Annotated in this window: 18 protein-coding genes; 8 read left to right on the forward strand and 10 right to left on the reverse strand. The window is 71.5% G+C overall.

The features are described 5' to 3' along the window. The first annotated feature begins 118 nt into the window (after window positions 1–118). Window positions 119–1009 (forward strand): S1C family serine protease, encoded by an 891-nt coding sequence (locus tag BKA14_RS03195; RefSeq protein WP_184949440.1) that lies wholly within the window; start codon window positions 119–121, stop codon window positions 1007–1009. Window positions 1010–1055: 46 nt separating this feature from the next. Further along, window positions 1056–2252, forward strand: coding sequence for a hypothetical protein (locus tag BKA14_RS03200; RefSeq protein ID WP_184949441.1), 1197 nt, complete (start codon window positions 1056–1058; stop codon window positions 2250–2252). A 300-nt stretch (window positions 2253–2552) separates the two neighbouring features. Here BKA14_RS03200 and BKA14_RS03205 read toward each other — a convergent pair whose 3' ends face one another. Continuing rightward, window positions 2553–6038, reverse strand: coding sequence for an ATP-binding cassette domain-containing protein (locus tag BKA14_RS03205; RefSeq protein WP_184949442.1), 3486 nt, complete (start codon window positions 6036–6038; stop codon window positions 2553–2555). A gap of 116 nt (window positions 6039–6154) precedes the next feature. Here BKA14_RS03205 and BKA14_RS03210 point away from each other — a divergent pair, with 116 nt between their 5' ends. Further along, the gene (locus BKA14_RS03210) at window positions 6155–7078 is read left to right on the forward strand and encodes an aminoglycoside phosphotransferase family protein (protein ID WP_184949443.1); all 924 of its coding nucleotides are present in this window, start codon (window positions 6155–6157) and stop codon (window positions 7076–7078) included. Here BKA14_RS03210 and BKA14_RS03215 read toward each other — a convergent pair. Further along, window positions 7064–8248 (reverse strand): metallophosphoesterase, encoded by a 1185-nt coding sequence (locus BKA14_RS03215; RefSeq protein ID WP_184949444.1) that lies wholly within the window; start codon window positions 8246–8248, stop codon window positions 7064–7066. The two genes, BKA14_RS03210 and BKA14_RS03215, sit on opposite strands and share 15 nt — an antisense overlap. Before the next feature lie 18 nt (window positions 8249–8266). Continuing rightward, entirely contained in the window at window positions 8267–8947 is a 681-nt protein-coding gene (locus BKA14_RS03220; RefSeq protein ID WP_184949445.1) for a nucleoside/nucleotide kinase family protein, read from the reverse strand. 97 nt (window positions 8948–9044) lie between these two features. Between BKA14_RS03220 and BKA14_RS03225 the strand changes: the two genes are divergently transcribed. Then, entirely contained in the window at window positions 9045–9707 is a 663-nt protein-coding gene (locus tag BKA14_RS03225) for a ScyD/ScyE family protein (protein WP_184949446.1), read from the forward strand. On the opposite strand, the gene BKA14_RS03230 is transcribed toward BKA14_RS03225, so the two are convergent. Together BKA14_RS03230 and BKA14_RS03235 are read right to left on the reverse strand one after the other, a co-directional pair. Beyond that, window positions 9693–10352 carry a hypothetical protein gene (locus BKA14_RS03230; protein ID WP_184949447.1) on the reverse strand — a complete coding sequence of 220 codons (660 nt, stop codon included), beginning with the start codon at window positions 10350–10352 and terminating at the stop codon, window positions 9693–9695. The two genes, BKA14_RS03225 and BKA14_RS03230, sit on opposite strands and share 15 nt — an antisense overlap. A 67-nt stretch (window positions 10353–10419) precedes the next feature. Continuing rightward, complete coding sequence (locus BKA14_RS03235) at window positions 10420–10659, reverse strand: hypothetical protein (protein ID WP_184949448.1); 240 nt, start codon at window positions 10657–10659, stop codon at window positions 10420–10422. A 161-nt stretch (window positions 10660–10820) separates the two neighbouring features. On the opposite strand from BKA14_RS03235, the gene BKA14_RS03240 reads away from it, so the two are divergent. From BKA14_RS03240 to BKA14_RS03250, 3 genes are read left to right on the forward strand one after another with little or no spacing between them, the layout of a single operon-like run. Further along, complete coding sequence (locus BKA14_RS03240) at window positions 10821–11633, forward strand: polysaccharide deacetylase family protein (RefSeq protein WP_184949449.1); 813 nt, start codon at window positions 10821–10823, stop codon at window positions 11631–11633. After that, the gene (locus tag BKA14_RS03245; protein WP_184949450.1) at window positions 11630–12634 is read left to right on the forward strand and encodes a glycoside hydrolase family 26 protein; all 1005 of its coding nucleotides are present in this window, start codon (window positions 11630–11632) and stop codon (window positions 12632–12634) included. The genes BKA14_RS03240 and BKA14_RS03245 overlap by 4 nt, the downstream gene beginning before the upstream one ends. After that, window positions 12631–14016: a right-handed parallel beta-helix repeat-containing protein gene (locus BKA14_RS03250; protein ID WP_184949451.1), complete on the forward strand. Its 1386-nt coding sequence runs from the start codon at window positions 12631–12633 to the stop codon at window positions 14014–14016. Before BKA14_RS03245 ends, BKA14_RS03250 begins: the two co-directional genes overlap by 4 nt. Here BKA14_RS03250 and BKA14_RS03255 read toward each other — a convergent pair. Then, window positions 14013–14378: a hypothetical protein gene (locus BKA14_RS03255; protein WP_184949452.1), complete on the reverse strand. Its 366-nt coding sequence runs from the start codon at window positions 14376–14378 to the stop codon at window positions 14013–14015. The two genes, BKA14_RS03250 and BKA14_RS03255, sit on opposite strands and share 4 nt — an antisense overlap. Before the next feature lie 1039 nt (window positions 14379–15417). On the opposite strand from BKA14_RS03255, the gene BKA14_RS03260 reads away from it, so the two are divergent. After that, complete coding sequence (locus tag BKA14_RS03260) at window positions 15418–15750, forward strand: hypothetical protein (protein ID WP_184949453.1); 333 nt, start codon at window positions 15418–15420, stop codon at window positions 15748–15750. A gap of 187 nt (window positions 15751–15937) precedes the next feature. Here the strand turns inward: BKA14_RS03260 and BKA14_RS03265 are convergent, their stop codons facing one another. The 4 genes from BKA14_RS03265 to BKA14_RS03280 all read right to left on the reverse strand — a co-directional run bounded on the left by BKA14_RS03265 (window position 15938) and on the right by BKA14_RS03280 (window position 21636). Further along, window positions 15938–18346 (reverse strand): hypothetical protein, encoded by a 2409-nt coding sequence (locus BKA14_RS03265; RefSeq protein WP_184949454.1) that lies wholly within the window; start codon window positions 18344–18346, stop codon window positions 15938–15940. Window positions 18347–18416: 70 nt separating this feature from the next. Continuing rightward, entirely contained in the window at window positions 18417–19760 is a 1344-nt protein-coding gene (locus BKA14_RS03270; RefSeq protein WP_184949455.1) for a glycosyltransferase family 2 protein, read from the reverse strand. Beyond that, window positions 19757–20716 carry a glycosyltransferase family 2 protein gene (locus BKA14_RS03275; protein WP_184949456.1) on the reverse strand — a complete coding sequence of 320 codons (960 nt, stop codon included), beginning with the start codon at window positions 20714–20716 and terminating at the stop codon, window positions 19757–19759. Before BKA14_RS03275 ends, BKA14_RS03270 begins: the two co-directional genes overlap by 4 nt. Window positions 20717–20760: 44 nt before the next feature. Then, window positions 20761–21636, reverse strand: coding sequence for a glycosyltransferase family 2 protein (locus BKA14_RS03280; RefSeq protein ID WP_239092950.1), 876 nt, complete (start codon window positions 21634–21636; stop codon window positions 20761–20763). Window positions 21637–21922: the final 286 nt, after the last annotated feature.

Consider the following 21922-nt stretch of genomic DNA (forward strand, 5'->3'; position numbering starts at 1 on the left):
GGCGACCCGACCCGGAAGGGTGATCCGCCGCATACAGCGAACCCACAGACGACTCACCGGTTGCCGACAAGGTACGGGGTCACTGTTGACTCATCAGCCGATGAAGTGAGGCGTCGCCATGACCGACCTGATGACCCGACCCCAGCACGACGACTATGTGACGCCGCCCCCGCCGCTCGGGCCCCCGTTCGTGCCGACTCCTCCGCCCGAGGACCGTCGCTGGCCGCGCCGCCTGGCCGGTGGGGCCGCAGTGCTCGCGTTGATCGGCGCGGGCGGCACCGCCGGGGGAGTGGCCGCCGAGCGCTACCTGATCGACCACCCCACCACGGCCGCCACCGCCTCGACCGCGGCCACGTCGGCCACCGTCACTGAGGGCGACGACCTGGCCGCGGTGGTCAAGCAAGTGCAGCCGAGCGTGGTTACCGTGCTCGTCGACGGCAACCGCTCCTCGTCGCTCGGCTCCGGCGTGGTGATCAGCTCCGACGGCCTGGTGCTGACCAACAATCACGTCATCGAGAGCGACGGCACCGTGAGCGTGCGCCTGTCGACCGGCCAGACCGTGCCGGCCCGCGTGGTGGCCACCGACACCACCCACGACCTGGCCCTGGTGCAGGCGACCGGGCTGTCCGGCCTGACTCCCGTCACATTCGGCACCGACGACAGCGTCGCTGTGGGTGACACCGTCCTGGCCTTCGGGGCGCCGCTCGGCCTGGAGAACACGGTCACCTCGGGCATCGTCTCGGCGCTGGACCGCAGCATCAGCACAGCCACCGAGTCGGCCACCGGTTCCGGCAGCGAGAAGCTGACCGGGCTGCTGCAGACCGACGCGGCCATCAACCAGGGCAACTCGGGCGGGGCGCTGGTCGACCTGTCCGGCCACGTGGTCGGCATCAACGTGGCCATCGCCACCGCGAGCGATTCGTCGACGGGCAGCATCGGCGTCGGATTCGCCATCCCCGCCGACACCGTCACCGCGGCCGTCAAGCAGATGCGATCCCAGATCAACTGACCGTACGGGTCTGCCGCCCGCGGCTCCGGGGCCGTACCGTGCGGTCGTGACTTCAGCCACCACCCCTCCGACCGCCCGGCCCACTGTGGTCACCGTCGCCTTCTGGCTGCAGGTCTCCCTGGTCGCGGCCCTCCTGCTCGTCGTGGCGGCGTCGACAGCCGACGCGATCCACCACAACGGGCTGATCGACGAGGCGGTCCGCACGACCAGCACACCCGACACGACGGCGATCAGCTGGGAGCGCGAGGACACCATCGCGAGCCTGCTGTTCGTCGCCGTGCCGATGTTCGTGCTGGCCGTCTGGCTCGGCGTCAGCGCGCTCCTCGTGCGCCGCGGCAGCAACATCGGCCGCGTGCTGACCTGGGTCGGCGTCGGCGGCCCGGCGCTGTTCGTGCTGCTGTCCTGCCTGCTGGGCACGCTCGGCATCCTGACCTTCGCGATGATCGCGATACCGTTCGAGGACCCGTCGGTCTACGAGGACGACCCCGGCCTCGCCGACCCCGGCGACGTGGCCTTCACCGAGGGCGTCTACCTCGACGGCGGCGGCTGGTCCCTGGCCTACGACATCATCACCGCCGTCGGCTTCATGCTGGCGCTGCTGCTGGCGGTGGCCGTGGCGGTCCTGCTCCTGACGCGTCCGGCCGCCCGCTACTTCCGCCGCGACGAGCCGGAGCGCCGCCCGCCGATGCCGTTTCTCCCGTACGGCACCACGCCCGCCCCATACGCGGCCGGCCCATACGCCGCTCCGGCCGCCCCGTACGCCGCCGCGCCCGCCCCGTACGCCGCCGCGCCCGGCCCGTACGGCGCCGCGCCCGGCCCGTACGGCGCCGCGCCCGGCCCGTACGGCGCCGCGCCCGGCTCGTACTATCCAGCGCCCGGGCCGTTCGTCCCGCCGCCCGGCCCCGTGTACCCGTACCCGCCGGCTCCCGCCGACTGGGGCGCGCCGCCGTTCCCACCGTCCGCCCCGTTCACGCCGGCCGGGCAACCCACGTCGCCCGATGCGGCCCCGCCCGCCGGATCGCTCACTTCTCCCGATGCGGCCCCGCCTGCTGGATCGCTCGCGTCTCCCGACGAGGCTCCGCCCGCGGGATCGCTCGCGTCTTCCGACGAGGCTCCGCCTGCGGGATCGCTCGCCTCTTCCGACGAGGCTCCGCCCGCCGGCACGGCTCCCGGCGTTTCGTCCGAGACCCCGTCCGACCGTGGCAACCCGCCCGACCCGACCCCGGGCCCGCCGGGGCAGTAAGGGCCGCCCCCTGCGTCTGCCGGGGGCGGGTGAGGGTTGCTTTCTGCGTCTGCCGGGGGCGGGTGAGGGTTGCTTTCTGCGTCTGCCGGGGGCGGGTGAGGGTTGCTTTCCGCGTCTGCCGGGGGCGGGTGAGGTTGCTCTCCGCGTCTGCCGGGGGCGGGTGAGGGCTGCCCTCTGCGTCTGCAGGGGCCCTCTGTGTCTGCCGGGGCGGTAAGGGCTGCGCTCTGGGTCTGCCGGAGCGGTGAGGGTCGCCCCGGGAGCGAAGTGCGACTTCGCTCCCGGTGAGGCAGCGGCCGGACCTCAGCCCGCCAGGTGCCCCCAGCGGTCCTCCAGCTCGGCCCACGTGCCCTGATCCTCGACCTTGCCCGCGATCAGCACGACCACCCGGTCGGCCTGGCTCAGCGCCGCCCGTTTGGAGGTCGAGCCGACCACCGTGACGCCGTGTTCGCGCAGGGCGCGCCACAGTTCCAGCTCGGTCGTCACGTCGAGCGCGGAGGAGACGTCGTCGGCGATCAGCAACTCCGTCCGCGGGGCCAGCGCGCGGGCCAGCGCGAGCCGCTGCAGCTGGCCGCCCGACAATCGCGTGCCCTTGTGCCCGATGAGCAGCTGCAGGCCGCCCCCGGCCGCTTTCAGGTCGTGCTCGAGCTGGGCCGTCGACACCGCGTCGGCCGCGTCCACCTCGTGCCCGAGCTGGATGTTGTCGGCCACCGTGCCTGACAGCACCCGCGGCAGCTGGGCCACGTAGCCCACCTGGTTGGGCCGCAGGAAGACCTCCGGCTCGTCGACTGCCTGGCCGTTCCAGCGCAGCTCGCCTGCGTGGTGCACGATGCCGGCCAGCGCCCGCAGCAGCGACGACTTGCCCGCGCCGACCGGCCCGACCACCAGCACGAGCTGGCCGCGTTCGACGGTCAGGTCGACGTCCTGCGCGCCGACCGTGCCGTTTTCGTGCACCGCGCTGAAGCGGCGCAGCTCCAGCGTGCGCAGCGGGTTGCGCGGCGCGGTCGGGGGCGCGGGCGCCGTGCCGGCCGAGAGGTCGACCCCGGAGATGTCGGACGAGTAATCCGACACGCCGGTCATCGCGACCGTGCGGCGGGTCCACACCCGGGCCGACGGCAGCTGGCTGACCAGCGACGCCGTCGTCCAGGCGAACCAGCGCGCGGCGCCCAGTGTCGCCACCGCGATGAGGGTGGCCGCGGCCGACAGCGACCCGTTCAGATACATCCCCCACGCGGCGATCGGCAGCAGGCCGCTGGCGATCGACGGCGTCGAGCGCGCCCACACCTGGATGGCGATCTCGCGGCGTTGCAGCTCGCTGCGGGTGCCGTCGAGCCGGGCCAGGTGGGTCAGCACCGGCTCGGTCGCGCCGGCCAGCTTGACCGTGCGCGCCGCCGACAGCGACGACACCAGGGCCGTGGCGAAGGCCGCGCGGGCGGCCACCGTACGGCGGGCGGCTTTTTCCAGCCGGGGACCGAAGAGTGTCGCCGCGAGCCCGGACACCACCATCGTGCCGAGGAAGAACAGTGCCGGCACGATCGAGCCGGACGCCCACGTCATCGCGACGATCATCACCAGGCTGGTCGCGTTGTCGATCAGGTTGTCGGCCAGCATGACCACGCGTTCGGTGTCGCCGCCCTGGGCCACGACCTCGGCCGGCGTGTGCTTGCTGATCCGGCGCGGGCCGATCTGGCCGTGCACCAGGCGCATGCTGATCCGCAGCATCTGCCGGACCCACCATTCGGGAAACCAGGCGCCCGTGTAGTAGAGCGTCGGGATCGCCAGCAGCAGGCCGGCCGCGATGCCGATGGCCGGATAGAGCGGGTCGCCCAGGCCGTCGACGACGTTGGCCCAGAGCAGCGGCAGGATCGCGCCGTCCAGGCCGAGCAGCACCAGCACGACGAACAGCGAGACCGCGCCCAGCCCGTACCGCTTGTCGTTGAGGGCCAGCCGGACGATCTCGCGCATCGTGCGCGCGGGCGGCTGTTCGGGCAGCGGCGGCGGGTCGACCGGGGGCAGCTTGTTGGCCAGCGCCTCCGCACCCAGTTCGATCTGGGCGGCCTTGTCCCAGTCGCGCTCCTCCTCGACGAGCACCCCGCCGTGGCCCGACGTCGCCGCCGGGACGGAGAGGGCGCTGCTCGCCATCAGCTCGGCGAACCGCCGCGACTCGCGCAGCGGGCCCGACTCGAGCACCTCACCGTCGGCCAGCACGACCACCTCGTCGCAGCGCTGCACCGACGACAGCCGGTGGGCGACGATCACGCCGATCCGCCCGGCCAGCAGGCGATCGGTCGCGCGCTGGACCCACGACTCGGTGACCGGGTCCATCCGCGCGGTGGCCTCGTCGAGGATCACCACGTGCGGGTCGCGGACCAGGATGCGTGCGAACGCGACCAGCTGTTCCTGTCCGGCCGACAGCTTGTAGCCGCCCTCGCCGAGCTTGGTGTCGATGCCGTCGGGCAGGCTCGTCGCCCACGGGCTCAGGCCCAGCTCGTCGAGCGCGCCCTGCGCTTTGGGCAGCAGCTCGGGGTCGAACAGCGCGATGTTCTCGGCCAGGGTGCCGGAGAGGATCTCCGTACGCTGGGGGACGATCGCCGTCCAGCGGCGCAGACCCTCCACGGCCAGGTCGTTGAGGTCGGTGCCGCCCAGGAACACCGTGCCCCGCGGCACGTCGACCGCGCGGGTCAGCACCTTGGCCAGCGTCGACTTGCCCGAGCCGGTGCGGCCGATCAACGCGTAGGACCGGCCGCGGGCGAAGGTCAGGTTGACGTCCTTGAGCGCGGGCGGGCGTCCGCTGTCGGACTCGCCGTAACGGAAGGTGAGGTCGCGGACGACGAGGTCGCCGTCGACCGGCGGGCGGCCCTCGGTCGGCTCCTGCGGCACGTCCTGCAGCAGCTGCACGCGGCTCCAGGCGCCGAGCGCGTTCTGCAGCTCCGGCACCATGCGGGTGACGTGCTCGAGGGTGCCGCCGAAGCCGAGCGCGAGCAGCCACACCGCGGTCAGGCGGGCGCCGTCGATCTGACCCGCGACCAGGGCCCAGGCGCCGAAGACCACCAGAACCGCGATGAGCGTACGGGTGATGGCGCCCGCGCCCATCGTGATGCGGGCCGAGGAGTGCCAGACGAGACGCCCGCGCCGCAGCACCTCGGCCGCCCGCTGGGCGTAGAGCCGGCGCACGTACGGCGCGGCGAGGCTGGTGCGTACGTCGTCCTGCCCGTGGATCGACTCCTCCATCACGGCGGCCAGGTCGGACCAGGCCTCCTCCTCGGCGATGCGGCGCGGGGAGATGCGCTGGATGGGCTTGTTCATCGTGACGTAGAGCAGGACCGACACGATCACCATGCCGACGCCTGCGGGCCACCACACGAAGAAGGCCGTCACGATCGAGAAGACCGCGACGGCCACCGACTGGGCGATCCGCACCCCGCTGCCGCGCAGCTGGGCGCCGACCTCGTAGACGTCGGCGTCGATCCGGTCGAGCAGCTCGCCGACCGGAGTGTTCTCGAGCGTGGGCAGGTCCTGCCCGAAGGCGACCCGGTTGAGGCCGCGGCGGATCCTGGCGGCCCAGTCGGCGGTCAGCCGCGCGGCGACCAGGCCGACGAACACGTCGCTGAGCACGGAGGCCACCAGCGCGGCGGCGAGCACCCCGAACAGCGGCATGGACCGGTTGACCAGCACCTGACCCGACAGAGCCAGCGCGCCCGCCGATCCCGCTGCACCGAGCAGGATGAGGACCGCCGCGAGGGCCGAACGGCTCCTCGAGGTGGCCCACAGATCGCGAAGCAGACGCATCGACGTAGTCCTCTGGTTGAGCGGGGAGGGGGGTCCCACCATCCTCTGTCGTGGGCAGGAGGTCTTCAACGGAATTACGTGGCTCACCGGCATGGCGCCTGTCACCATCGACGGCTGTGCGAGATCTTCCTGACCCCGTACGGGCCAAGGCCGTGAACGCCGGCGCCCAGCAGTGGCTGGCGGGACTGCCGGCACTGGTGGCCGAGCTCGCCGAGCGCTGGGCCTTCACGGTGGGCGAGGCCTTCCCGGACGGCACCGAGGCGTATGTGGCGGCGGTGACGCGCCACGACGGCACCCCCGCGGTGCTGAAGCTGCTGGTTCCCCGCCCCGGCGCCGCGGCCCGCCACGAGATCACCGTGCTGCGCCTGACCGCCGGTGCCGGATGTGCCCGGCTCCTCGCGCACGACGAGGCCCGCGGCGCGCTGCTGCTGGAACGTCTGGGCCCCGCCCTGTCGGACCTGGCCCTGCCCCAGCCCGACCGCCTGACCATCCTCACCGACCTGGCCACCACGGTCTGGCGGGCCACCCCGGACCGCCGTGCGGCCGCGTCGCCCGCGTCGGTTCTGCCCTCCGGCGCCGGCAGGGCCGAGCGGATGGCCGCCACCATCACGCGCCGGTGGGAGGAGCTGGGCCGCCCGTGCAGCCGGGCGGCCGTCGATCACGCGATGGCGGCAGCCGAGAGCCGGCGCCGCGCCCACGACCCGGCCCGGGCGGTGCTCAACCACGGCGACGTGCACCAGTGGAACGCGCTGCGCGCGGGCGCGGGTTTCAAGCTGGTCGACCCCGACGGGATCTGGGCCGAACCCGAATGCGACCTGGGCGTGCTGATGCGCGAGGACCCGATCGAGCTGATGGCCGGCGACCCGTGGGACCGTGCGCATCGGCTGGCCGCCCGCACGGGCACCGACCCCGTCGCGATCTGGGAGTGGGGCGTGGCCGACCGGGTCAGCACGGGTCTGGTGCTGACCGCCGTCGGTCTGCAGCCGGTCGCCGCGCAGATGCTCGCCGCGGCCGACGCGATCGCGTCAGGCGGATCGTAGGGTCAGCAGGGTGATCTCGCTGGGGGCGAAGATCCGGAAGGGCGGCCCCCAGAAGCCCGTGCCCCGGCTGGTGTAGAGCTGGGTGCGTTCCGAGTGCCGGGAGAGGCCCTGCAGCACCGGCTGGTCGAGCCGCACGAGGTAGTGGAAGGGCCACATCTGGCCGCCGTGGGTGTGGCCGGAGATCTGCAGGTCGACGCCGTGGGCGACGGCGCCCTGGATCTGCTGCGGCTGGTGGGCCAGCAGCAGGACGGGCAGGGCCGGGTCGGCGCCGGACAGGGCGGCCTCGTGGTCGGTGTGGTGGCCGGGCACGCCGGAGCCGGCCGCGGTGCGGTCGTCGACGCCCGCGATCACCAGGGAGTCGCCGCCGCGGGTGACGACCACGTGGCGGTTGTGCAGGGCTTCCCAGCCCAGCGCGGCCATGTGTTCGACCCAGCGCTGGGCGCCGCTGAAGTATTCGTGGTTGCCGGTCACGTAGACCCGGGCCATCGACGCCCGGATGTCGGCCAGCGGGGCGGCCTGGCTGCGGCGCTGGGCCACTTCGCCGTCGGCGATGTCGCCGGTGTGGGCGACCACGTCGGCGTCGAGCGTGTTGACCACCTCGGTGACCCCGCGGGACCAGCGGGAGCGTTCGATCGGGCCGTAGTGGGTGTCGGTCAGCAGCACCAGCCGCAGCCCGTCGAGGCCCGCGCCCAGCCGGGGCAGCACCACCTCCACCCGGCGCACCCGCGGCACCCGCCGGGCCTCCACGGTGCCCCACCCGAGCAGCACCAGCGAGATCACCAGAACCGCCGCGGTGGCGACGCGGGAGCGGGCCGGGGCGTCGACGCCGGCGATCGTCAGGACCAGGACGAGCAGCTGGCCGATGATCGACCAGACGAACAGGACCCAGATCACGCCCAGCGTCGTGTCGGCCACGACCGACGGGCCGTCGCGGTGCCGCGGGCCGTGGCCCAGGAACATCAGGACCGGGAACGACACCAGGGCGACCGCGAAGACGATCGTGCCGGTCACGAAGACACCGGTGGGCCAGTCGTTTCCGGCGCCGACGAGCGTCCACCAGGGCACGCCGAACAGCAGCAGCAGAACCCCGGTGATGGTCAGCGCGAACCGGATCGCGCGCCCGGGCCGGCGACGACGCGGCTCGGTCTCGACTGCTTCACCCACAGACACGCGTTGAACTATGACACCTCACGCGGGCGGGTTGCCGACCCTGTGGACAAGTTCGGCCGGCACGATCAGGTCGGCCCGGTCCCGGGTGGCCGCGATCCGCACGGCGTTGCGCTCGTCGGTGCCGGTGGCCCACGCTATCGCCGTCGTCTCGTCCTTGCCGAAGCGCACGTGCCGCTCGATCAGCCGGCGCAGGCGTTCCGGCTGATCCAGGTCCGCGTACCAGACCTCGGCGAACAGCTGCCGCAGCGGTCGCCACGGGCCGTCGTCGAGCAGCAGGTAGTTGCCCTCGCTGACGATCAGGCGGGCGTCGCGGAAGATCGGCAGGGCGCCGGCGATCGGCTGCTCGATGACGCGCTCGAACCCGGGGGCGTAAATGATCTCGTCCTCGTCGGCCAGCAGCCGTCGCAGCAGGGCCGCGTAGCCGAGCGGGTCGAACGTGTCGGGCGCACCCTTGCTGTCCCGGCGGCCCAGCCGCACCAGCTCGGCGTCGGCCAGGTGGAAACCGTCCATCGGCACGTGCGCGACCCAGGCGCCCGCGGCCAGCCCGTCCGGCGGCGCGGGGGCCAGCGCGGCCACCAGTTCCTCGGCCAGCGTGGTCTTGCCGGCGGCGGGCGGCCCGGCGATGCCGAGGACCGCCCGCCGGCCACCGGAGACCAGGCCGCGGGCCCGCTCCACCAGCGCGTCGAACGTGAGCGTCATGGCGATCACGGTAACCGGTCGGATCGACGACTCAGGGGTCCCATCGGCGGCGCCGAAGCCCTATACCGGTTGCGGGGAAGCAACGGGGGATCTGCACATGATCATGGGGGCGGTGGTGGCTGCCGTGCTGGCGGCCACGCTGGTGAGCGCACCGGTCGAGCCGGTCGGGCCGGGCTTCGCGGCGGGGCCGTTCGACTCCGCGGTGGATCGGCGGGGCCGGGTCTACGTGACCGAGGGGGACGCGTTGATCCGGCTCATGCCGCGGGGCCGCCGCACGACGGTGGCCGAGTTCCCGAGCCGTGTCGTGCCGGCGCCCGGGCGCCTGCCCGACGGCACGCCGCGGGGTGGGCCGGTGCGGATGCCGCCGGTGCCGAGCGCGGTCGCGATGGGGCCGGACGGCGCCTTCTACGTGGGCGAGCTGACCGGTTTCCCGTTCCCGCCGGGCCGGGCGCGGGTGTGGCGGGTCGTGCCGGGCCGGCCGCCGGAGGTGTACGCGGGCGGGTTCACCGCCGTGGTCGACCTCGACTGGGGGCCGGGCGGGCTCTACGTGCTCGAGCTGGCCCGGCACGGCCTGCTCAGCGGCGACCGCACCGGGGCGCTGCTGCGTGTCGAGGGCAGTGGCCGGCGCGCGACGATCGCCTCGGACGGGCTGGCCGCGCCGTCGGGCCTGACCATCCGCAACGGCGTGGCCTACGTGACGACGTGCGCGGACTGCCCGGGCGAGGGCACGGTGCGCAGCTTCCCGCTAGCCAAGCCCTAGACCGAGCCGCAGCCCGGCCACCCCGGCCGGGGAGAGCGGGCGCTTCGTGGCCCGGGACAACTCCTCCCGTACGGCGGGGGGAAGCTCGTCGGCCAGGGAGCGCAGGCGCGGGTAGAGGTCGAGCACGTCGCGGTGGGTCAGCGCGCCGACGCCGATGAGCAGGCCGTTGACCGCGCCCGGGGTGTGCACCAGTTCGGCGCAGAGCTCGCGGCGCCAACGCGGGTCGTCGACCCGGTTGGCGAACTCGCGGGCGATCCGGTTGCCGGCCGGTGAGGGCTCCTCGGGGGCGGCGTGCCGGCCGGCGCGGGCCGGCACCGGGGCCAGGCGGCAGGCGATGCCGAGCAGGCGGGCCAGCTCGGGCACGGTGAGCACGTCGAGCCCGGCCGCACAGGTCTCACAGAGCCGGTAGTAGGTCGCCGCGTGCACGAGGGTGGCTGGGCGCGGGCAGTCGCCCAGCGGGCCGCACAGCCGGTCGAGGATGATCTCGGCCAGGGTGCCCTCGTGGTCGAAGCGGCCCACCCCGAAATAGGCGGCGGGGGCGCTGCGATATCGGGTGAGCGCGGTCCGGGCGCTGGCGTAACCATCGGAAGCCACGCTTATGCGAGGAATGCCGCTCTCGGCCTGCATCTGGATCAATCGGAACATATCCCGTCGCCCCCGGGTGGTGAAGGACCGTCGTCGACCGGGGGTACGGGCCAGGCGATCGTGCGGTTCACTCGTCATGGGTGCCGGTGGAGAAAATCTGCCGGTCCCGCGGCCCGGTGAGCCGGAACGCGTCGAACGTGACCGCATGCAGGGCATAGATCGCAGCCGAGATGACCACGAACATGGCGGCCAGCACGGCGGTCAGGGCCCCGTCGAGGGCCGGCCAGGCGGCCGGAACCAGGGTTGCCCCTAGCACGACGGCCGCCTGACAAGTAGCCTCCGCGCAGCGCAACGGATCGAATGTCATAGCCTTCACCCTTCCGGGTGGGGATCCCTGCGCGCCTCTGCCCGGAGCGGGACTTCGGCTACGACTTTCGGCAGAGGGACGAAAGCGAAGAAACCGCAACCCTGCGCAAGGGTTCCACTTAGCGTGGAACCTCAGACCACAAGCCGTACGAGGACGACCGCGTGACCGTGACGACGAGGCCGGGCTGGGACACCCTGCCCGCACTCATGTACCACTCCGTGTCGGCCGTCGGCGGCCCGATGCGTGATCTCGCCGTGCCGCCCGCACTGCTGCGCGAGCAGTTGCAGGCGCTCACCGGCGCGGGCTACCGCCTCGTCGGCCTGACCGAGGCGCTCGACCTGCTGGCCGCGGGCAGCACCGAGAAGCTGCTCGCCGTCACGTTCGACGACGGCTACCGCGACTTCTTGACCGAGGGCGTGCCGATCCTCGCCGAGACCGGCGCCGAGGCGACCCTGTACGCCTCGGTCGGCCACCTGGGCGGCACGGCGGGCTGGCTCGGCCAGTGGGCCCCCGACTTCGGGCCGATGCTGACCTGGGACGAGCTGGGCGAGGTGGCCGCGGCGGGCGTCGAGATCGGCAACCACAGCCTGATCCACCACCCGCTCGACGTGCTCCCGCCCGAGCAGCTGCGCGACGAGATCACCCGCAGTCACGACGAGCTCGAGCAGCGGCTGCAGACCAAGGTGCGGTCGTTCGCCTACCCGCACGGTTACAACAGCCGGCGGGTCCGGGACATCGTCGCGGCCAACGGGTACGACAACGCCACCGAGGTCGGCCGCCGGCTGCACACGCCGGGCGAGAAGCAGCTCGCCGTGCCGCGCCTGCAGCCCACCCCCGACCACAGCGGCGCCGACCTGGTGGAGCTGGTCAAGCACGGCGAGGCCGGCCTGATCCCCAAGGTCAAGCAGCTGGCCCAGCCGGGCTGGCGCGCGGTCCGCAAGGTGGCTCGCACGTTCGGGCGCAACCTCACATGAGGCGCCGGAGCCTGCTCGGCCTGGGCGCCGGCGCGCTGGCCGCCGTCCCGCTGGCCGGCTGTGAGACGTATCGGTCCAACGACGCCGTCCCCCCGGTCGTGTCGCACCCGGCCCCGTCGGCGAGCGGCGCCTCGGCCGCCGCGTCACCGGTCACGAAGGGCGGCGGCGCCGTGCCCTTCCAGCCCGGCCAGGTGATGCTGGGGGCGTACGTGGATCTCAAGGGCCGGAGCGCGAGCGCGGGCATCGATCTGCGCCGCCGTCAGCTCGGGCGGGCCGAGCGGATCGTCCACCGGTACTTCTCGTGGACCGACCAGCTGCCGGTCTCGCTGGGCTACGTGTCGGGCCGCAGCACGCTGATGATCTCGTGGCGCGGCCCGGAGTACAAAGACATCAACGGCGGCGCATCGGACCGGCTGATCGCCCGCGCCGCGAAGCGTATGGCGCAGCGGAAAAGGCCCACGTTGATGCGCTGGGCGTGGGACATGAATCGCGACTTCTACAAATGGGGCGGACCCGCCAACAACAGGGACACGGAGGGCTACATCCAGGCATTTCGCCGCATCCACCGGATCTTCGGGGAGGAGGGCGCGGACAACGTCGCCTGGGTCTGGAGCCCGAACTGGAATTCGCGCCCCGGCGAGGATTGGAACCACTTCAAGCACTATTATCCGGGTGATGAATACGTCGACTGGGCCGGTATTTCCGGCTTCGCCCAGACCCAGTCCCCGGGCGACATGTTCGACGAGTTCTACGCGACGTACGCGGCTCGGAAACCCATCATGATCTCCGAGGTCTCGGTGGTCGATCGCGGGGGCAGCAGCAAGCCCGAGTGGATCGCTGCCCTGCAGGAGTGGATCAAGGCGCATCCCGCGGTCGGGGCCTCGGTCTGGTTCGACACCGACACGCACCCGTCCTCCCGGGAGAACTGGCGGATCGACTCGACGGCCGCGTCGCTCGCGGCCTACAAGGCGATGTCGAACGACCCGGTCTTCACCGGGTGAGCGGAGCGCATCACCGGTCGAAGCGTTCCAGTCATCGCGCTCCGGCCGGTTCCCGCCGCCGCTGGCTGGGGCTGGTCATGGTGCTGCTGCTCGGTGGCACCGCGGCCGCCGGCTATCGGGCCTACTATTACGAGGGCCCGCCCGACGTCGAGGCGGCCGGGCCCGGTCTCTGGGTCTCCACCCGCGGCTCCGACGACGCCGACGGCAGCCCCGAGAAGCCCTGGAAGACGATCGCACACGCGGTCGAGGTGGCGCCGGCCGGTTCCAAGATCTTCGTGCGGGAGGGCACGTACGCCCCCTTCACGGTCTCGCGGCCCAACTTGACCGTCAGCAGCGCCCCCGGCGAGGAGGCGACGGTCGAAGGGGTGTCCGGGGTGCGCGACGGCATCCTGGTCGCGGCCACCGGCACCACGATCGCCGACGTGACCGTGCAGAAGTGCGTGCCCAAGCCGAACGCCGACGTCAACATCAACGGCGACCACGGCAGCGGTATCCGCGTGCACAAGACCAGCAAGGTGACCATCCGCGGGGTGACCGTGCGCGACAGCCACGGCGAGAACGCGGCCGGGCTGCCCGTCGGCTGCTACGGCATCCTCGTCACCGACTCCAACGACGTACGGGTAACCGGTTCCGAGGTCCACAACAACGGCGCCGGCATCGGTGTCACCGGCGGTGGCCGGGGCGTGCTGGTCGACGGCAACGACGTGCACGACCAGGACCGGATCATCCAGAACAGCAAGCAGGACGGCGACGACTTCGGCGGCTACGGGCTGTCGGCCACCTTCGTGTCGGCCAAGCCGGGCCCGGTCTTCCGCGACAACGTCGTGCGCCGCAACCACGGCCCGTCCTCCGACTACGGCATCGACGGCGGCGGCATGGAGATCTACGACGCCGCCAACGTCACCATCACCGGCAACACGTTCGAGGCCAACGACGGCGTGATGGAGACCGGCACCGGCAACGGCGGGGGCTGCGCCAACAACGTCTTCAGCGACAACAAGGCAACCGGCGGCACCCAGTCCGGGTTCGAGAACGACACCGGCATGGTGCTGCGCTGCGCGGCCGGCATGACCGTCAGCAACAACACCTTCGCCGACATGAAGAAGTTCACCTTCCTGCTGGCCACCGGCAGCGACTTCGCGGGCAGCATCGAAGGCTTGAAGATCACCGGCAACACGGTCACCCGCAACGACAGCGTGCCGATCTTCCGCCTGCAGATCGACGGCGGGGCCTCGCCCAACATGGTGATCGACAAGAACAACTACGAGACCGGCGACAACAACTTCTCGATCCTCAACGGCAGCTTCACCGAGGCTTCCGTCCCGTACGACCAGTGGGTCAGCCGTACGGGCTTCGACAAAGCCTCCACCCTGAAGCGCTAAGGCGCCGTCCAGCCCGCTTCCTGGCAGGCCCGGGTGAGGGCGTTGGCGGCCGTGCGCCAGGCCGCGTTGCCCTCGTCGGCCTGGCGTCCCAGCTCCATCGACCGGGTGCGTACGGGGTCGTTGTCGCTCTCGGCGGCGGACGCGGTGACCTTGTCGGCCAGCGAGAGCCGGGCCGAGTTGCTGCGGGCCGCCGACTGCCCCGCGGCGAAGTCGTCGCAGGCCCGCACGGCCGCGTTGTCGAGCCTGCCCGGCCCCTCGTTGCCGCCGTCACCGCCCCGGCTCGCGAGCAGGGCCACGACGGCCAGGCCCGCGATCACCAGGGCGATGATCTGCGGCCGGCCCAGCTTGAACTTCAGTTTCACACCCAGAGGTTATCGAGATGCTGGGGGCGAGCGTCAGGTTCACTCACGGATCGGGGAGCTGACGAGCTCTACAGAACCTTGGTACGAGCGCCGAGCTTGCCACGCCAGCGTGAACGAGTCTTCCGGTCAGTGATCTCGATCGTGAGGGGCAAGCCGGCCAGCGGCGTGAGGTCCATAGCGGTCGAGGCCGCGCCGAACCAGAGCCGCCGCAGTTGCGGAAGCCCGGCGAGCGGTTCCAGGTCACGGACCGAGGGACAGTTCAGCCACATTGCCTGCAGGCCTGTGGCGGAGACCAGCGGGGCCAGGGAGGTGATTCCGGTACTGGCCAGATAGAGCTGGTTGAGACGGGTGAAGTCCGGAAGCTTCTCGGCGCTGGTCAGCCAGTCGCAGTTCCATCAATTCCAGCCTTTGCAGGCCGGGCTGCGCCGCCGCGATACCGTCCAGGTCGTCCGGCGGCCGGATCCGGCTCAGACCGAGCGTGTTGAGGCGGGGAAGGTCTGCCAGCAACCCGATCAGCTTTCGGTTGAGTGGCGGATAGAGTCGCAGATGTTCCAGCCGTCGCAGGGACAGCAAGGGTGCCGGGTCCCGCAGGCCCTTGACCGACGGCAGCTGCAATCGCCGGATCGGCGGCTTGTCCGCGACGTGTCGCCAGGCGGACCATCCGGGCCGATCAGCTCGGATCTGGTGTCCACGTGGTGGTCGCGAGGCCCTGGGTCCTTCTCCTCACGTCCGGGCGCGCGCATGACAACACGTACGGATGGCACGCGGGATCGCGAGGCGTTGACCGGCGGCCGTATCAAGGCGCAGATAGCCACTATCGGGCCGCCCGACTCGAACCGGTCGGTGCTTTGGAATGTGTCGACGGGGGAGCCTCGGGGCCCACGGAACTGCTTCGTCCGTGCGGGAAGGGAAACTCCGGAGACCTTCGCGGAAAGCCTGTACCACGATTTCACGGTGTCGCGCCGCGCTATGCACGAGGCGGTGCTCAGAAGACCCGCAGGCTGGTCCCGGGCTGATGAGGCTGGTGTCTGGACCGGCCATGGGTGACCTGCGCTGGCAGGAGCTGCAGCGGGTCCAGGACCGCCGCCTCGCTCGCCACGCCGGACTGATCCCGGTACGGGCCGGTGGTGAGCGGTGTCTGGTGAAGCGCTACGACCGTCCCGTGAACGAAGCCTCATTGAGGGCGATGGTGTCGTGGCGGGACAAGTTGCCCGAGCGCGATCGACAACACCTCGACGACATCAGCGCCTGGCCCCGCCACCTCGTCCTGGACGGCGACACCATGGTCGGACCGCTGATCCCGCTGGCGGGGGATGAGTTCTTCGACGGGGGGGCGGCCGCGAACGCTGTCCGCCACGAGCACGGAACCTGAGCTGACCCGCAGCGTGGCCGCATCGGTGGGGGTGAAGGGCGCGGACCTGCTGCTGGACGCCGGCCGGGCCTGCCGACGAGCGAGTCGGACGGGAGTCGCTTCTCGGCCGCTCTCCGCTCGTGACGCGCACTCATGAGAAAGGCCCGCTGCCCGATCGTACGGGCAGCGGGCCTTCGATCTTGCTTGGTTACTGCGTGGCCGAGGCGCCGACCAGCTTGAAGATCGCCACGCCGGGACCCTGGTAGAAGACCTGCCAGTTGCCGGAGGCGCGCAGGGCCGAGTCGAGCGACTGCATCGCGTTGTCGTCGGCCGTGCCGAAGTAGTCGGTGTAGTCGTCCATCGCGTCGCTGACCACCAAGTAGTTGGTGGGGTAGTTCATCGACCGGATGTACTGCTCGATGTCGGGCAGGCGGTTGCCGTTGATGTTGCCGGTGAACAGCGGGTCGCCGATCAGCGAGATGTCGACCGACACGTGGCCCTTGTTGTAGTCGCCGTAGTTGGCCTCGAGCTTCGTCGGGAAGTTCGGCGCCACCAGCACCAGGCCGGAGCCGGGCTCGGCGTTGGCGTAGAAGTACTGCGCGGCCTCGATGTCGGTCGCCCGCACCTGGTGCACCATCAGCTGGCCCTGCAGGCCCTGCAGACCGGCCAGCAGCAGCACGGTCAGCATCACGCCGGAGGCCAGCATCGCGGGCACCCCGCGCCGCCCCTTGCCGGCCCAGAGCACGCCGATCAGCAGACCCACGAACGGCATCGAGAAGGCGAAGACCCGGTAGATCGCCTCGCCGCCGTAGTTGCCGGCGACCAGGGTGACCATCGGCAGGAAGCCGATCAGCGCGGGCACCAGCACCCGGCCCAGCTTCTTGCGGGTCAGGAAGATCGCGATCAGCGCGGTCAGCCAGAGGCCGATGGCCAGGGCCCGCGAGACCGTCGCCGAGAACTCCTGCTCCGGCGTGTTCCAGCTGGCCGAGTTGCCCGAGGCGTTGGACAGCAGGTCGAAGCTGAACAGGCTGTACTGGCTGTTCACCGAGCCCAGGCGGGGCACGAAGAAGATCAGCATGACGGCGACCAGGCCGACCAGGAACGTGCGCGGCCGCAGGATGCCCAGGATCGTCAGCGCGAACAGCGGCACCATCATCAGCACCGGGGTGAGCTGGTGCGACACCACGATCGCGGCGAACAGCCCGGCGGCGCCGAGGGCGGCGAAACGACGCGTCCGGGCGTCGGTCTCGATGCGCGGCGGCATGCCCCGCACGGCCCAGGCCCGCAGCCGGCCGATCCTGCCCTTGGGCTCACCCTTGATCTCGGGGGCGCCCACCAGCCAGCGGCTCACGATCACCCAGAACGCCAGCATCAGCGCGAAGACCAGCGCCTGGGGCGAGAAGTAGCCGATGTCGACCCACATGCAGGCCTGGAAGAGCAGCACGGCCAGCGCGATGACCCGGCGGTCCTTGGTGAACTGGCGCAGCAGGGCCGCCGTCATCAGCGAGGTGACCAGCGCGAACAGCAGCGAGGACCAGGCCGCGAAGGAGAGCCCGTCGAGGCCGGAGACCTGCGACAGGCCGGCCACCGCGGCGAAGAAACCGGGCCACTGCTGGTAGATGTCGCTGCCGCTGATCAGCGAGCCGTTCTCGCGGATCAGGTCGACCACGCCGATGTGCTTGTACGTCCACGCGTATTCGATCGTGCCGTCCAGCAGCGGGACGGTGGCCTGCATGACGATCGGGACGACGACCAGGTGGGCCGCCATGACCAGCGGGCGGGCCCGGCCGAACAGCTCGACCGCGAAGCCGATGAACAGCAGCACCATGCCGACCACGAACGGCACGCCCAGCGCGGCGCTGAAGCCGTACAGGCCGACCTGGTCGGGGGAGATCTGGGCGAGCGCCAGGATCCAGAGGCCGACGCCGGCGGCCAGGGTGACGAACGGGATGACGCCCAGGGCGAGACCGTTGTCGACCTTGTCGTACGGCTTGCCGACCCGGCCCAGGATCAGCGGCACCTTGGCCCGGCTGAGCCGGAAGAACTGCACCGCGGAACCGACGATCGTGACGCCCGCGAGCGCGCTCAGCCAGGCCGTCGGCTCCCAGACCCGCAGCCACAGCGTGAGCGAGGACAGGATCGTGATGGTGGCCAGGCTGCCGGCCACGGTGAGCGCCCACGAAACCAGCCGGTTGCGCACGTTGGCCACCGACAGCAGGGCCGCGCCGGGGCCGAACAGGGCCAGGGCGAGCAGCAGGAACAGGCGCCCGGCGCCCTCGGGCACGACCTGGCCCAGCAGGCCGAGCACGCCGCTGACGATACCGACCAGCGCGAATTCGGGCCGGTGGTCGGCGCCGGAGTCGCTGTCGGCGGCGGCCGCGGGCTCCTCGGCCAGCGCCGTCGAACCACCGGTGGTGATCACCGGGGCCGGCATGAACCGGGTCTGCGACGAGTCGTCGGGGCCGACCGGGATCCGTACGGTCTTGTCGCCGACCTCGAGCCGGGTGGTCGCGTCCTTGTCCACGGTGGTGATCACCGCGGTCGCGTCGGGAGCCGGCTGGGCCTCGCCGGCGGCGCCGAGCACGATCCGGACGGTGGAGTCCGGCCGGTCTGGCATGTCGGGCGAGCGTTGCTGCATGAATTCCCGTCCTCCGTGAACGTCACGACGCCCGCCGTGACGCGTGTTCCTAAGCCTGGGTGGTTGCGGCGCGTTCCTTGGCCCGAGCCGCCCGGCGAGACGTGAAGTAGGCTCGCGGACCCGCCAGCATGCCACGGCGGTTCGCCGAGAGCAGCTCCTGGGGGAAGTCTTCGCGGATGGTCGCAGTTCGGGCGGTGTCCTTGCCCGTCATGTCCTTCAGCGCGCTGGGCACGAGCCGCAGCAGACCGAAGATCAGGGCCGGGCGGGAGACCAGCAGGCTCGTGTACGCGGCCACCAGACCCGTGCCGTAGCCGACCATCTGCTTGCGCAGGCCCTCGAGGTCGCGCCGGTGATAGTGCCGGGTGATCGCGGAGGGCTGGTAGACGATCGTGCCCCCGGTCAGCAGCACCTGGGTGAACGCCAGCGTGTCCTCGGAGCCCATGGCCGGGGTGCCGGCGCCGAGCGCGGTGTCGAACAGGCCGATCCGCTCGATCACGCCGGGCCGGAAAGTCATGTTGGCGCCCGTGCCGAACGGCGGCAGCGGGTACAGCGGGCTCTGGATGTGCCTGGTGTGCGGGCCGAACTCGTCCGGCTTGAACCCGCGGCCCTTGCTGTGCCCGCCGAACTGCTCGAACCAGATCTGCGCCTTGGTCTCCAGCTCGGCCGGGACGATCACACCGGAGACGACGTCGGCCTCGGGGTGCTCGTGCAGGGCGCGGGCGACCTCGGCCAGCCAGTGCGGGTCGGCCACCTCGTCGTCGTCGAGCCAGGCCAGGATCTGACCGGGCGCGGCCTTGACTGCGGTGTTACGGGCGAACGACAGGCCGCCCTTGGGCTCCACCAGGTAGTCGACCGGGCCGCGGGCCGCGGCGGCCCGGACGACCTCGGCGGTCGCGCCGGTGACCGGCGCGTTGTCGACGACCAGCACCCGGAACGCGGGGTACTCCTGGGCCAGCAGGCTGTCCAGGCACTTGGCCAGCTCGACCGGGTGCTCCCGGGTGCAGACCACGACGGTGATGTGCGGGGCGGTGGTCAGCACCGCGCGCCGCTGGGCCAGGAAGTCGGGCTCGCTGGCCGGGTTGACGCCGTGCAGCGGCACCGGGCCGTCGCCGAGCCGCTTGCGGACGGCCTCACCCAGCTCGGCCTCGACGGCCGCGGCCAGGTCGGCGGGGAGCAGACCGGCCGGCGGGATGTCGAGCAGCAGGGCGCCCAGCGGCTCGGAGAACAGCCGGACCAGCAGCCAGGCCTGCTCGGCACGGCGCCCGTCGGGCTGCACGGCCGGGATCGTCGGCAGCGGCTGCGAGAGTTCGAGGTCGCGGACGATGCCGGGCAGGGTGTCGTCTTGTGCGGTGCGCTGCGCCGGGATCACGCTGCGGCCGAGGTCGGCGCTCATCGGGCTGGCTCCAGCTGGGTCTTGGGGGCCCGCTTGGCGGCGACCGTCTCGACGACGCCACCCCAGCCCGCCGCGGCCACGCCGGCGACGATGCCGCCGGCGCGCAGGAAGTTGTCGGCGCCCTTGCCGGTCAGACCGGCGCCCAGGTTGCGCAGCGCCGCCTTGGGCAGCGACCACAAGTAGGAGCGCTCGGCGCCCAAGGTGTCGCTGCTGCCGTCGTCGAGGCCGGCCATCTGCACCTTGCCCCGGCCCTCGGCGTAGCAGCGCTTGACGAACCACGGGAACGTCGAGCGGTTCGCGGGCACCTCGTGCCGGATCATCGCGCTCGGCACGTACATCCAGTGGCCGCCGGCGTGCGCGCTCATCCGCAGGCAGAGCTCGGTGTCCTCGGGACGGTTGCGGTCGCCCAGCTTGCCGAAGCCGACCCGGAAGCCACCGACGGCGTCGAACGTCTCCCGGCGCACGACCATGCTGGCCGACCACACGTTGCGGATCGGGGAGGTCTCCGTGGGCATGCCGGCGTACGAGCCGCCGACCGCCCACAGGAACTCCGCGGGCATCCAGCGGGGTTCCGGACCCTCCCAGGCGGGGATGATGCCGCCGCCGGTGCCGACCACCGTCGGATCGCTGAAGGGCTTGATCAGCTGCTCCAGCCAGTCGGGGCCGGCCGTGATGTCGTCGTCCATGAAGGCGACGAGGGCGGTCTTCGCGTGGAAGGCGCCGGTGTTGCGGTTGCCGGAGACGCCCTTGGCGTAGGCGTTCTCGAGGACGGTCACCCCCGGCAGGTCCCGCTGGATGCGGCGGAACAGGTCGGGGTTGTGATCGACGACCACGACGACCTCGGCGGGCTCGGGATCCTGCGACTTGGCGCAGGCGACCGTCCGCACGAGCGAGGACCAGCGTTCCTCCGTATGGGTCGGGATCACGATGGTCGTGTCGAGGGGGGTGGGTTCCACGGGAAGCGTCTCCTGAGCGAGGGGTGGGGACGGGTCGCAGTGGGTCAGCTGAGCGGCTTGATGTCGGTGCTCACGGCGCCGACCTCGTCGCCCTGACGGCTCGCCCGGGCCTCGGGGGCGGGCTCGGCGGCGGGCTTGATGCCGTGGGCCCGGCTGCCCGGCTGCTGGTGCACGATGACGCCACCCGGCCGGCGCTCGCCGTTGCGCTTCTGGCTGCGCATGCGGCCGTACTCGCTGAAGATGGTGCGCAGCACGCGGAAGCCGTCGCGGAAAGTGTTGAGGTTGGTCTCGCCGTGAATACGGCGGTGCTCGATGCTGCCGACCTCGCCGACCTTCATCCCGTCGACCGCGGCCCGGATGTTGATCATGGTCTCGATCTCGAAGCCGTCGCCCCAGTGCTTGGTGCCGTCGGTCTTCTTGGGCAGCTTGGTGTCGGGCAGGTCGAGCACCGGCACGACCGTGCGCCAGAACGCGTTGTAGCCGTAGCAGAGGTCGGTGAACTTCGTCCCGAACAGGACGTTGACGACCAGGTTGAGCCCGTCGTTGCCGAGCTTGCGCAGCTTGGTGATGTCGTGGCTGTGACCGCCGTGGTTGAACCGGCTGCCCTTCACGAAGTCGGCGCCGTCGGTCAGCTTCTGGACGAACAGCGGGATCTCGGCCGGGTCGGTCGAGCCGTCGGCGTCGATCATCACGATGATGTCGCCCGTGCAGGCGGCGAAGCCGCAGGCGAGCGCGTTGCCCTTACCCGTACGGGTCTGGTGCACCACGACGACGTCGGGGCGCAGCTCCCGCGCGACCTCGACGGTCCGGTCCTTCGAGCCGCCGTCGACCAGAACCACCTCGTCGATGTTCGCCGGCAGCTTGGCGAACACGTGCGGAAGGTTGCGCTCCTCGTTGAGGGTCGGAATCACCACGCTCACGGTCGGTGACGTTCCTCCGTCACCCCTCGTGTTCGCGGCAGGCGTCGAAAACTCCATGTCGGTCCCTTCCCGGGGGCGGCAAAGCGGTTCGATCAGTAAATCCAGCGGCAAGAAGCGTAGGGCTTTCGCTTCTGTCGACCAACGTAGCAAGTCGCTACCAAGCGTCAACTGTCCGAAAAGACAACCTAGGGGCGGCTGGGAGGATCATTCTCTCCAACCGGATGACCGCAGTGTATTCACACGGCTAACTGAAGAGGATTTTCGTCACATCGTTACCACTGGTAAT

This window comes from Paractinoplanes abujensis (assembly GCF_014204895.1).
GTDB lineage: Bacteria > Actinomycetota > Actinomycetes > Mycobacteriales > Micromonosporaceae > Actinoplanes > Actinoplanes abujensis.